This is a genomic window from Gallibacterium faecale (assembly GCF_027920745.1).
Taxonomy (GTDB): Bacteria; Pseudomonadota; Gammaproteobacteria; order Enterobacterales; family Pasteurellaceae; genus Gallibacterium; species Gallibacterium faecale.
This window is the reverse complement of record NZ_JAQIBB010000079.1, coordinates 37687-50200: the sequence shown is the minus strand read 5'-3', so window position 1 is coordinate 50200 and position 12514 is coordinate 37687. Positions and strand designations below refer to the sequence as shown.

12 protein-coding genes are annotated in these 12514 nt (G+C 37.4%); all 12 read left to right on the top strand.

Annotation, left to right across the window (positions count from 1 at the left end):
- Position 1 precedes the first annotated feature (1 nt).
- The 12 genes from rseP to mtnN all read left to right on the top strand — a co-directional run bounded on the left by rseP (position 2) and on the right by mtnN (position 12457).
- Positions 2 to 1342: a sigma E protease regulator RseP gene (rseP, locus tag PF272_RS09155; RefSeq protein ID WP_271142509.1), complete on the top strand. Its 1341-nt coding sequence runs from the start codon at positions 2 to 4 to the stop codon at positions 1340 to 1342.
- Positions 1343 to 1397: 55 nt separating this feature from the next.
- Positions 1398 to 3809 carry an outer membrane protein assembly factor BamA gene (gene bamA / locus PF272_RS09150; protein WP_271142523.1) on the top strand — a complete coding sequence of 804 codons (2412 nt, stop codon included), beginning with the start codon at positions 1398 to 1400 and terminating at the stop codon, positions 3807 to 3809.
- Positions 3810 to 3888: 79 nt separating this feature from the next.
- The gene (locus PF272_RS09145; RefSeq protein ID WP_271142508.1) at positions 3889 to 4422 is read left to right on the top strand and encodes an OmpH/Skp family outer membrane protein; all 534 of its coding nucleotides are present in this window, start codon (positions 3889 to 3891) and stop codon (positions 4420 to 4422) included.
- A 15-nt stretch (positions 4423 to 4437) separates the two neighbouring features.
- Positions 4438 to 5472: a UDP-3-O-(3-hydroxymyristoyl)glucosamine N-acyltransferase gene (gene lpxD / locus PF272_RS09140; RefSeq protein ID WP_271142507.1), complete on the top strand. Its 1035-nt coding sequence runs from the start codon at positions 4438 to 4440 to the stop codon at positions 5470 to 5472.
- Between the two features lie 27 nt (positions 5473 to 5499).
- Positions 5500 to 5955 carry a 3-hydroxyacyl-ACP dehydratase FabZ gene (gene fabZ / locus PF272_RS09135; protein WP_065239479.1) on the top strand — a complete coding sequence of 152 codons (456 nt, stop codon included), beginning with the start codon at positions 5500 to 5502 and terminating at the stop codon, positions 5953 to 5955.
- Between the two features lies 1 nt (position 5956).
- Positions 5957 to 6745, top strand: coding sequence for an acyl-ACP--UDP-N-acetylglucosamine O-acyltransferase (lpxA, locus tag PF272_RS09130; RefSeq protein ID WP_271142506.1), 789 nt, complete (start codon positions 5957 to 5959; stop codon positions 6743 to 6745).
- 80 nt (positions 6746 to 6825) lie between these two features.
- The gene (gene lpxB / locus PF272_RS09125; RefSeq protein ID WP_271142505.1) at positions 6826 to 8016 is read left to right on the top strand and encodes a lipid-A-disaccharide synthase; all 1191 of its coding nucleotides are present in this window, start codon (positions 6826 to 6828) and stop codon (positions 8014 to 8016) included.
- Position 8017: 1 nt separating this feature from the next.
- Positions 8018 to 8608, top strand: a complete 591-nt coding sequence (gene rnhB, locus PF272_RS09120; protein ID WP_271142504.1) for a ribonuclease HII — start codon at positions 8018 to 8020, stop codon at positions 8606 to 8608.
- A gap of 3 nt (positions 8609 to 8611) precedes the next feature.
- Complete coding sequence (dsbC, locus tag PF272_RS09115) at positions 8612 to 9298, top strand: bifunctional protein-disulfide isomerase/oxidoreductase DsbC (RefSeq protein ID WP_271142503.1); 687 nt, start codon at positions 8612 to 8614, stop codon at positions 9296 to 9298.
- Positions 9299 to 9374: 76 nt separating this feature from the next.
- Entirely contained in the window at positions 9375 to 11093 is a 1719-nt protein-coding gene (gene recJ, locus PF272_RS09110) for a single-stranded-DNA-specific exonuclease RecJ (RefSeq protein ID WP_271142502.1), read from the top strand.
- A gap of 3 nt (positions 11094 to 11096) precedes the next feature.
- The gene (locus PF272_RS09105; protein ID WP_271142501.1) at positions 11097 to 11765 is read left to right on the top strand and encodes a thioredoxin domain-containing protein; all 669 of its coding nucleotides are present in this window, start codon (positions 11097 to 11099) and stop codon (positions 11763 to 11765) included.
- Positions 11762 to 12457: a 5'-methylthioadenosine/S-adenosylhomocysteine nucleosidase gene (gene mtnN / locus PF272_RS09100; RefSeq protein WP_065237264.1), complete on the top strand. Its 696-nt coding sequence runs from the start codon at positions 11762 to 11764 to the stop codon at positions 12455 to 12457. Before PF272_RS09105 ends, mtnN begins: the two co-directional genes overlap by 4 nt.
- The last annotated feature ends 57 nt before the right edge of the window (positions 12458 to 12514 follow it).

The window sequence follows — 12514 nt, the reverse complement described above, 5'->3', positions numbered from 1 at the left end:
TATGTTTTCGTTTTTATGGACTGTTGCTTCATTTATTATTGTTATCGCTGTCTTAGTTTTTGTACATGAACTAGGGCATTTTTGGGTAGCAAGGCGATGTGGAGTAGCGGTACAACGATTCTCTATCGGTTTCGGTAAAGTGTTATGGCGAAAGGTTGATAAACAAGGGACAGAGTTTGTTGTCTCGATGATCCCGCTTGGTGGCTACGTTAGAATGTTAGATGAACGTAATGAAGACGTGCCGCCTGAATTATTAGCTAAAGCATTTAATCGCCAGCCAGTCCGTTCTAGAATTATGATTTATGCAGCCGGACCTTTAGCTAATTTTATTTTCGCTTTACTTGCATTTTGGGTTGTTTATTTACTCGGTATTCCTACCTTAAAACCAATCATTGCTGATTTGCGTCAGAACTCCCTTGCGGCACAAGCTGCACTACCAACTAACTATCAAATTACAGCAATTGATAATGAACCTATCCATAACTGGGAAGATGTCAATTTGGTGTTGGCAGCAAAAATGGGAGATGGTGAAGTCGCATTCCGTTTACAAGATACAGATTCAGATAAAACCACTCAACGTACTATTGACTTATCGAATTGGAAGTTTGATCCAAGTAATGAAACTGCTTTTACCTCGTTAGGCATTGAGCCAAAAAGAGCTAAAGTTGATAATACAATCGCCAAAGTATCAGAAAATTCACCTGCTGAAAAAAGTGGTTTAATAGCCGGCGATAAAATTGTTGCCGTGGATGGTCAGAAAGTGGATTGGCAACAATTTGTTACTCAAATTCAGAAACATCCAAAACAAGCTATGGCGATTACAATTGAACGCAATGGTGAGCAGCAAATAATTTCATTAACGCCAGCATTAAACGATAAAGGGAAGCCGTATGTGGGTTTAGTACCTGTGGTACATTCTCTTAATCCACAAGATATTGAAATGCAACGTTATGGTCTATTGTCGGCTTTTTCTCATTCATGGCAAATGGTCGGACAACTTTCTTGGGCAACAATTAAGATTATTGGTAAACTTTTTACTGGAGAAGTAAGTCTAAACAGCCTGGGTGGTCCAATTTCTATTGCACAAGGTGCAGGGATATCATCAGAGAATGGTCTTACCTATTTTTTACGCTTTATGGCATTAATTAGTGTGAATTTAGGTATTATGAATCTATTCCCGCTGCCAGTATTAGATGGCGGACAACTTGTGTTTTTATTTATTGAAGGTTTGACTAAGAAACCAGTGCCAGAAAAAATACAGAATATGGCATATCGGCTTGGTGTGGCGTTATTGTTATGGCTTACGGTTTTTGTGTTATTTAATGATATAATGCGTTTATAATATGGCAGTAAATTTCACTTTTACTGTTATTGAAAAAACAACAGGATTGAACAATATGAAGAAACTTTTATTAACTAGTTTATTATTTAGCAGTACCGCAACGTTTGCTGCACCATTTGTCGTGAAAGATATTCGCTTAGATGGTGTTTCAGAAGGGAATAGAAGTGCAATTATGGCACATTTACCAGTCAAAGTTGGGCAAACTATTACCGATCAAGATATCTCTAATCTTGTTCGAGCATTATATCTGAATGGTTCCTTTTCTAATGTTCAAGCTTCTCGAGAAGGAAATACTTTAGTTCTTCATATTGCTGAAAGAGCTGTGATTAATAGCTTAGAGTTTTCTGGAAATGATTCGATTCCAAAAGATGCCTTGCAAGATAACCTCAATGCGAATGATATCAAAGCAGGCAGCTTACTTAATCGTGAAAAGTTAGATGCATTTAAAACTGAATTAGAAAATTATTATCACTCTATTGGTTTTTATAATGCCAAAGTTAATTTCGATATTGATCAAGTTGCAAGCAGCCAAGCTAATGTGAAATTAAATATCACTGAAGGCGATCGTGCATTAGTGAAAGAGATTAATTTTTCAGGCAATAAAGCATTCGATAAAGATACATTATTAGATCAAATGGAAGTTCAACCGGATGTTTCTTGGTGGAATTTCTTTGCAAGTAGTAAATTAGATCAACAAAAATTCCAAAATGATCTACAAGCGATTAAGACTTTTTATCTAAATAAAGGTTATCCAAAATTTAATATTACTGATGTAAAAACAAAAGTCAGTGATGATAAAAAAGATATTGCAATTACCATTGATGTTTCTGAAGGTGAACAATACACCGTAAGTGGCGTTCGTATTATAGGGGATACTGCGGGATTAATGCCACAAATGGAACCATTATTGAAGAAAATTTATGTAGGTGAATTGTTTAATGGTGATAATGCGAAAGATGTTGAAGATGGGATTAAAACTATCTTAGGTGACAATAGTTATGCTGCACCACAAGTGAATTTAGTGCCTGAATTTAATGAAGAAAAACATGAAGTGAATTTAATTTATGTGGTGGATGCAGGACGCCGTTATTACGTACGTAACATCTTATTCAAAGGTAATGATGCGAGTGCAGATAAAACATTACGTCAAGAAATGCGTCAACAAGAAGGTGCATTATATTCTTTATCTGCTATTCAACTAGGTAAATTACGCCTAGAACGTACAGGTTTCTTTGAAACTGTGAATAGTTCTACGGAAATGGTGAAAGGCACTAATGACCAAATGGATGTTATCTATAAAGTAAAAGAGCGCAATACCGGAAGTATTAACTTCGGTATTGGTTACGGTACAGAAAGTGGCTTGAGTTATAACGCAAGTGTAAAACAAGATAACTTCTTAGGAACTGGTGCATCAGCAAGCTTATCTGGAACACGCAATGACTATGGAATGAGTATCGCGTTAGGTTATAACGAACCGTATTTTACTAAAGATGGTGTGAGTCTTGGTGGTAATGTTTATTATGAAACATACGATAACTCAAAGAATAATAACCAAGCTTCTTACTCTAAAACCTCATATGGTATTGATACAACTTTAGGTTTCCCAGTAGATGAAAATAACTCTTACTATGTGGGATTAGGTTATGCACATAATAAATTGAAAGATATTGAGCCTGAATATAACCGTGCACTTTATTTGCAATCAATTGAAGCAAAAGAGTGGGAGTTTTCTAACCATGATTTCGATTTCAGCTTAGGTTGGGGATATAACAGCTTAAATCGTGGTTTCTTCCCAACACAAGGGATTAAAGCTAATATCGGCGGACGTATTAGTATCCCAGGTTCAGATAATAAATATTATAAATTGAATGCAAATATCGTAGGTTATTATCCATTAAATCGTGCGGAAACTTGGGTACTTTCTGGTAAAGCAGGATTCAATTATGCAAATGGATTTGGTGGTAAAAAATTACCGTTCTATCAATACTATACTGCTGGTGGAATTGGTTCATTGCGTGGTTTCTCTTATGGTGCGGTAGGTCCTAATGCGTTTTATCTTACTAATAACGCACCTAGCGGATGTTTAGATGGCACAATCCATAACGAATTTGAGTGTTATGTGAATGGACAAAGTACCGATGTTATTGGTGGTAATGCAATGGCAACTACCAGCATCGAATTGATTGTGCCGACACCATTTGTGAGTGATAAAAATCAAACAACAGTAAGAACCTCATTTTTTGTTGATGCCGCAAGTGTTTGGAATACACATTGGGATAAATCATTATCTACAAAATATAATTTACCAGATTACAGTGATCCGAGTCGGGTAAGAGCATCTGCAGGGATTTCATTCCAATGGCAATCACCAATTGGACCATTGGTATTCTCATATGCGAAACCAATCAAAAAATATGATGGTGATGATGTAGAACAGTTCCAATTTAGTATTGGTGGTACATTCTAAAAAATTTATGAGAACTTATTTATAAATAAGTTCTCTAATACAACCCAATTTAATTAATAAATATACTCTAGGAGTTTTTATGAAAAAATCTTTAAAAGTTGCAGGATTAACTTTAGCATTAGCAAGCAGTGCATTATTTGCTTCAGTAGCAAATGCAGAAGAAAATATTGCATTTATCAATTCTGCTTATATCTTCCAAAATGCACCAGAACGTCAAGCTGCATTGAAAAAATTGGATGAAGAATTTAAAGCACCTGTTGAACAGTTACGTGCAAAAGAACAAGCAATTGTAGATAAAATCCAAAAATTACAAAAAGACGGTAAGAATCTACGTCAAGCAGATATCAAAAAACGTGAAGATGAAATCAATAAATTACGTGCTGACTATGATAAAGAAGCTAATGAATTACAACAAAAAATCAACCAACGTCGTTCAGAAGAAGACAATAAAGTTGTAGAGTCTATCCAAAAAGTGGTTAATGAAATTGCAAAAGAGAAAAAATATACTTTCGTAATTGATGCTAATGCAGTGGCTTTTGCAGTTGATGGCAAAAACATTACTAAAGATGTGATGGATAAACTTGCTCCAGCAGCACAACCAGCGAAAAAATAAGGAATAGCTGGAATTATGCAACAATACCGTCTAAGTGAGTTGGCGGAAAAAGTCGGCGGTACTCTAAAGGGTAACGCCGATATTTTCGTAGAAAGTATCGCACCTTTAGAGCGCGCAACCTCACAACATTTAACATTTATTTCAAATCCTAAATTCCGCCCATTATTGGCTGAAAGTCAGGCGGGTGCATTATTAGTAAGCGAAGCAGATCTTCCACATTGTTCAGATAAACAAAATCTGATTGTGGTGAAAGATCCTTATGTTGCTTATGCGATTTTGGCACAATATATGGATAAAACACCGAAACCAGCAACAGAGATTGCTGAAAGTGCAGTCATTTCAGTAACCGCACTGTTAGGTAAGAATGTGAGTATCGGTGCTAATGCAGTCATCGAAGATGGAGTTGTTTTAGGTGATGATGTTTGTATTGGCGCTGGTTGTTTTATTGGTAAGAATGCCAAAATTGGTGCTAGAACAAAATTGTGGGCTAATGTTTCGGTTTACCATGAAGTAGAAATTGGTACAGATTGTTTAATTCAATCTTCTGCTGTGATTGGTAGTGATGGCTTTGGCTATGCAAATGAGCGTGGAAAATGGATTAAAATTCCACAAACAGGAACAGTGATTATTGGTAATCATGTCGAAATTGGTGCTTGCACTTGTATCGATCGTGGCGCATTAGATGCGACAGTAATTGAAGATAATGTGATTATTGATAATCTTTGTCAGATTGCACATAACGTACATATCGGTACAGGAACTGCAGTGGCTGGTGGTGTAATTATGGCGGGTAGTTTACACGTGGGACGTTATTGCTTAATTGGTGGCGCAAGTGTCATTAATGGACATATGGAAATTTGCGATGGTGTAACTATTACTGGAATGGGAATGGTTATGCGCCCAATTACTGAGCCAGGCGTTTATTCTTCAGGTATTCCATTACAACCTAATAAAGAGTGGCGTAAAACAGCAGCGCTTACATTAGGAATTAATGATATGAATAAGCGACTAAAAGAATTAGAAAAACAAATTAAAAATATCAGCGAATGATATAAATATTATTAAGGGGCAACCAAAGTGACAATTGAACGAGAACCAAGAATAGTTGATATCGACGAAATTATGCAGCTTTTGCCACACCGTTACCCATTTTTATTGGTTGATCGTGTGTTAGATTTTGAAGAAGGTAAATGGCTCAAAGCAGTAAAAAACGTGAGTGTGAATGAACCTTGTTTTACTGGGCATTTCCCACAAAAACCGATTTTTCCAGGGGTACTAATTTTAGAAGCGTTAGCACAATCTGCAGGGGTGTTAGCATTTAAGACAACACAACTTTCACCAAATGAGTTGTACTATTTTGCTGCAATTGATAATGCGCGCTTTAAGAAACCTGTGTTACCAGGCGATCAATTAATATTGCAAATTGAATTTGAACGTGAAAGACGTGGTGTGATGCGTTTTAAAGGAATTGCGACCGTTGATGGGCAATTAGTTTGTGAAGCCGATTTAATGTGTGCTAGACGAGGAGTTTAAGATGATCCATCCAAGTGCGAAAATCCATCCAACATCGATTGTTGAAGAAGGGACAACCATTGGTGCCAATGTCGTTATTGGGCCGTTTTGTATCATTGAAAAAGATGTAGAAATTGGTGCGAATACTGTATTGAATTCACATATCGTGATCAAAGGTAAAACCAAAATTGGTGAAAATAACCAAATTTATCAATTTGCGACAATTGGTGAAGTTAACCAAGATCTTAAATATAAAGGTGAACCAACATTAACCGTTATAGGTAATAACAATCGTATCCGTGAACACGTGACTATCCATCGTGGTACGGTACAGGGTGGTGGCACAACGAAGGTTGGTGACAATAATCTCTTTATGGTGAATGCACATATTGCACATGACTGCCAGATCAAAAATAACTGTATCCTAGCGAATAATGCGACATTAGCGGGACACGTTGAATTAGATGATTTTGTGATTGTTGGTGGAATGTCAGCTATTCATCAATTTGTAATCGTTGGGGCTCACGTTATGTTAGGTGGTGGTTCAATGGTAAGCCAAGATGTACCGCCTTATGTTATGGCTCAAGGTAACCACGCGCGCCCATTTGGGATCAATATTGAAGGTTTAAAACGTCGTGGTTTTGATAAACCAACATTACACGTTATTCGTAGCGTCTATAAATTGATCTATCGTAGTGAGAAAACGTTGGAACAAGTGATGCCTGAAATCGAACAAATTGCAGAAACTGAATCATCAATTAGTTTCTTCTTAGATTTCTTTAAACGTTCAACACGTGGCATTATCCGCTAATCATTCACTATTGAAACCGCACTCACTATCTGTTTTTGCGGATAGGGTGCGGTTTATTTATATCTGTTGAGGAGAAAATTATGCAACAAGCTGTTTCTGTGATTCCTTATGCGCCAAAAATTGCGATTGTCGCTGGTGAAGCATCAGGTGATATTTTAGGTGCAGGGTTAATTAATGCATTAAAAATTCGCTACCCTCAAGCGAAATTTATCGGTATTGCGGGACAGAAAATGTTGCAAGCAGGGTGTGAAACCTTATTTGATATGGAAGAGCTTAGCGTAATGGGGTTGGTTGAAGTGATTAAACATCTTCCTCGATTGCTCAAAATCCGCCAATCGTTGATTGAAAGTTTAATCAATATTAAGCCAGATATTTTTATTGGTATTGATGCGCCAGATTTTAATATTGGTGTTGAGCTGAAATTGAAGCAGCATGGAATTAAAACATTACACTATGTTAGCCCGTCAGTATGGGCTTGGCGTCAAAATCGTATTCACAAAATTGCTCAAGCAGTGAATATGATGTTGGTGTTTATGCCGTTTGAAAAAGCTTTTTATGATCAACACCAAGTTCCTTGTCGTTTTATTGGACATACCTTAGCGGATGCGTTGCCACTGAACCCCGATCGTTTGGAAGCTTGTGAGTTTTTACAGATCGATCCAACACAACGTTATTTAGCGATTTTAGTGGGCAGTCGTCATAATGAAGTGGCATTCTTAACAGAAACGTTTATCAAAACAGCCATTTTGTTACAGCAACAGTATCCTGATATAAAATTATTGGTGCCACTAGCAAATCAGAAACGTCGTCAGCAATTTGAACAGATTTTGCAACAAGTAGCGCCAAATTTAGAGGTCATTTTGATTGATGGTCATGCGAAACAGGCAATGATTGCGGCGGAGGCAACATTACTTGCGTCTGGGACAGCAGCATTAGAGGCAATGTTGTGTAAATCACCTATGGTCGTTGGTTATAAAATGAAAGCAAGTACATATTGGCTGGCGAAACGTTTGGTGAAAACAAATTATATTTCACTACCGAATATTTTAGCGAATGATCTGCTTGTGCCAGAAATGATCCAAGAACAGTGTGAGCCAGAGTTATTAGCAGCAAAATTAGCGATTTATTTTTCCAAAGAGGAACAAGATCTGCGGCATAAAGCTCAATTACGACAAACTTTTACGGATTTACATCGTTCAATTCAACAAGATGCAGATAAATTAGCTGCTGAAGCAGTGGTTACTTTATTAGAAAGTGAAGCGAGGATTTAAGATGGAATTTATTTATCCACCCGCTAACCTGATTGCAGGTGTGGATGAAGTGGGGCGAGGTCCACTGATTGGTGCGGTAGTTACGGCGGCAGTGATTCTTGATCCGAATAAACCGATTCAAGGTTTAGCTGATTCAAAAAAATTATCAGAAAAGAAACGTTTAATATTAGCGGAAGAGATTAAAGAAAAGGCTTTAGCTTGGAGTTTAGGCAGAGCTGAAGCTAATGAAATTGATCAAATTAATATTTTGCAAGCAACAATGTTAGCGATGTGTCGTGCAGTACAAGGATTACATATTCAGCCAGATTTTGTCTTGATTGATGGTAATCGTATTCCAAAAGATTTGGGGATTGCAGCACAGGCTGTGGTGAAAGGCGATAGTTTAGTTGCAGAGATTAGCGCAGCCTCGATTTTGGCGAAAGTGGCCCGAGATCAAGAGATGATCGAGTTACATCAAAGATACCCAGAGTATGGTTTTGATCGACATAAAGGCTATCCGACGGCCTTGCACCTAGAAAATTTGGCAAAATATGGTATTTTGCCTGAACACCGTAAAAGTTTTGCGCCTGTAAAACAATATATAAAAGGATAAATTATGAAGAAAAGTGCTCTAGCTCTATTACTTGCAATGACAACCACTGCTGCATTAGCCGATGATGCACAAATTACCTCAGAATTAAAAAAATTAGGGGTAAAGGAGGTACAAATTACGCCTTCGCCATTAGCAGGAATTAAGACAGCTGTGACTGATAAAGGAATTGTTTATGTATCAGAAGATGGTAAGTATGTGTTATATGGCAATCTTTACCAAATTACTGATAAAGGACCAGTAAATATGTCAAATAAATTACTGTTTGATCAGGTTGAAAAACTTTCTAAACAGATGATTGTATATCCTGCAAAAAATGAGAAATATGTTGTTACTGTGTTTATGGATATTACCTGTCATTACTGCCATTTGTTGCATGAACAGATGAAAGACTATAACGATCTTGGTATTACTGTGCGTTATTTAGCCTTTCCACGTGGTGGATTAGGTGGACAAGTTGCTCAACAAATGGAGAGTATTTGGACTGCCAAAGATCCTGCTTTTGCTTTAGACGAGGCTGAAAAAGGCAATCCACCGAAAGAGTTAAAAACACCACAAATGGTGGCGAAGCATTATCAATTAGGTCTGCAATATGGGGTAAATGGAACACCAAGTATTATCTTACCAAATGGTGAATTATTAGGCGGATACGTTCCACCGAAAGAATTATTGCAGATATTACAAGAGCCATAAGTTATTTCGCATTATAATAGGTGATGTTGGTATAAAAATATTGTTGTTGAAGTTGTAATAGAAAAAGGTTGTTGTTGTGATCAAAAAAATTGAAAGGAGAGCATTATCTGATGGAATTGCGGTAAGTCATGATCCTTTATTGGATCGTATTTACCGAAGCAGAGGGATCACAACAGACCAACATCTGAACTATGCTTTAAAATTTATGTTACCTCCTGCGTTGCTTACTCATTTAGAGCAGGCAACCACCTTACTAATTCAAGCCTATCAACAGCAGCAAAAAATTGTTATTGTCGGAGATTTTGATGCAGATGGTGCTACAAGTATTGCGTTAACTGTGTTTGCATTGCGTCAATTAGGATTTCAATTTGTTGATTATTTAGTACCGGATCGCTTTGAACAAGGGTATGGTTTAAGCGTTTCAGTCGCTGAACAAGTACTGGCAAGACAAGCTGATTTGGTGATTACTGTGGATAATGGTGTCTCTTCATTTGAGGGAATTACTTATTTGAAGCAGCATCAAATTAAAGTGATTGTGACAGATCATCACTTACCAGGCGAACAATTACCTGAGGCTGATGTGATTGTAAATCCAAATTTACGTGATTGCGGTTTTCCATCTAAATATTTAGCGGGTGTTGGTGTTGCGTTTTACTTAATGGTAGCGTTGCGTGCCGCATTTCGTGATCAAGGGCTTTTTGCTGATAAACAAGAACCAAATTTTGCCGAGTTATTGGACTTAGTTGCATTAGGCACCGTCGCTGATGTCGTGCCATTAGATTACAATAATCGTATTTTGGTTTCACAGGGTTTAGCGAGAATTCGTGCTGAACGTTGCCATTGTGGAATCAGAGCATTAATTGAAGTTGCTAATTTAGAGATTTCTCAAGTTGTGGCGAGTAATTTAGGGTTCTCAGTTGCACCACGTTTGAACGCTGCTGGGCGTATCGATAATATGTCGATTGGGGTTGAGTTGTTGTTGGCGGAAAGTATGGAGCAAGCACGTGCTTTGGCCCTGGAGCTGGATAGTTTGAATCAAACGCGTAAAGAAATTGAAACCGGAATGAAGCAAGAGGCTTTACATTTCTTACGTGAATTAAAACACGTCTATCAACAAGATACATTTGCGATAGCGTTATATCAACCTGATTGGCATCAAGGGGTATTGGGAATTTTAGCAGCAAGAATGAAAGATCAATTTCATCGGCCAACAGCAGTATTTGCCCAGGAAGAGGAAGGGATTTTACGTGGATCAGCCCGTTCTATTGAAGGGTTACATATTCGAGATTTATTAGAGTATATTCATAGTCAACACCCTGAAATCATTATTAAGTTTGGTGGCCACGCGATGGCGGCTGGTTTGAGTATTCATGAACAGTATTTCACTAAGTTTCAACAGTTATTTAATCAATATGCAAAAGCATGGTTAGATGAAAAATCATTACAAGGTGTGATTTATACAGATGGTGAGTTAGTGTCACAACAGATGAATGTTGAAACGGCAGAGAAATTACAATTTGCTGGCCCTTGGGGACAGCATTTTCCTGAGCCGCAATTTGATGGAGAATTTCGTATCTTACAGCAACGTATTGTAGGAGAAAAACATTTAAAAATGTTGGTAGAGCCTATTACCGGGGGTAATATGTTTGATGCCATTCAATTTAATGTAGATACTCGCTTATATCCAGATTTATCAATTAAATCAGCTAGAATGGTTTACCACCTAGCGGTCAATGAATATCGGGGAAATAGACAAGTACAATTATTAGTCAATTATATAGAAGCGTTAGGATAAGCAATGAATCGGATAAGATTTGTGATACGTTTTTTGGGGTTAGCTTGGCTAAGTGTTGTATTATCAACTAGTTACGCCGAACAATTACCTATTTTTAAGGATGGTAAGGATTATTTTTCCTATAAAAAACCATTACAGGAAGCGCCTTTACCAGAGAAAAAGGTCAAAATTAAATTTTTCTTTGCCTATGAATGTCGTATTTGTTTAATGGCAGCGGATAATTTAAGTTTATATAAGCGTATGAATCCGAATGATGTTGATATTGAATGGATTCCAGCGGCAACGGATACAGGACATTATTCTGCGTCTGTATATTATGCGTTAGAAAACCTAGGTCGTCCGGATCTTGCTGATCTATTTATTTTTGATACAGCAGAATTGAAATTTGACCAAAATCGTAAAGGACGTGGCGAATTTCTACAACAGTGGTTAGAGCGCAAGAAAGTCAATATCAATGCCTTTTCAGAGTTATTAAATTCACCTGTGACAGAAAGTAAAGTACAGAAAGCGATTGCTGACACTAAAAAATATGGGGTCTTTACCTTGCCTTTTGTTGCGGTTGGTGGACGTTATGTTTTAACAGAAAGTACGCTCTATAATGATGATTACACTATGGCCGTTTTAGATTCTCTCACAGATAAACTTTTACAAGAACAACGAGGACATAAATGAAAATCGGAATTGTTGGTGCAATGGCACAAGAAGTTGAAATTTTACAAGGTTTAATGCAAGACAAACAAGAAAAGCAGTTAGCGACTTGTACGATTTATGAAGGAAAAATTGGTCAACATGATGTGGCATTATTGAAATCTGGGATTGGTAAAAGTGCTGCAGCGATGGGAACAACAGCATTAATTTTAACTTGTCAGCCAGATTGTATTATCAATACTGGATCAGCGGGTGGTTTAGATCCAGAACTCAATATTGGCGATATTATCATTTCAGATCTGGTTTGTTACCATGATGCAGATGTGACCGCATTTGGTTATGCCAAAGGGCAGCTACCAGCTTGTCCAGAGAAATTTGTTGCCGATCAGAAGTTAATTGATGTGGTAGCAACAGTTGTGGAAGAGCAGGGGCAACACGCAGTGACTGGCTTGATTTGTTCAGGTGATCAATTTATCAATGGTATTGAGGCAATAGCACGTATTCGTCAAGATTTTCCAACTGTTGCCGCAGTAGAAATGGAAGCCGCAGCCATTGCACATATTTGTTATGCTTTTAAAGTACCGTTTGTGGTGATTCGTGCAATTTCTGATGTGGCAGATAAAGAATCTCATATCTCTTTTGATGAATTTTTACCGACAGCCGTCAAACATTCTTCACAAATTGTTTTAGCGACCTTAGAAAAATTGGTAAATTAATAGCCATGATTTCTCTCTCGGCAGTGGAGCACTGCCGAGCAAAATAAGGATTCGCTT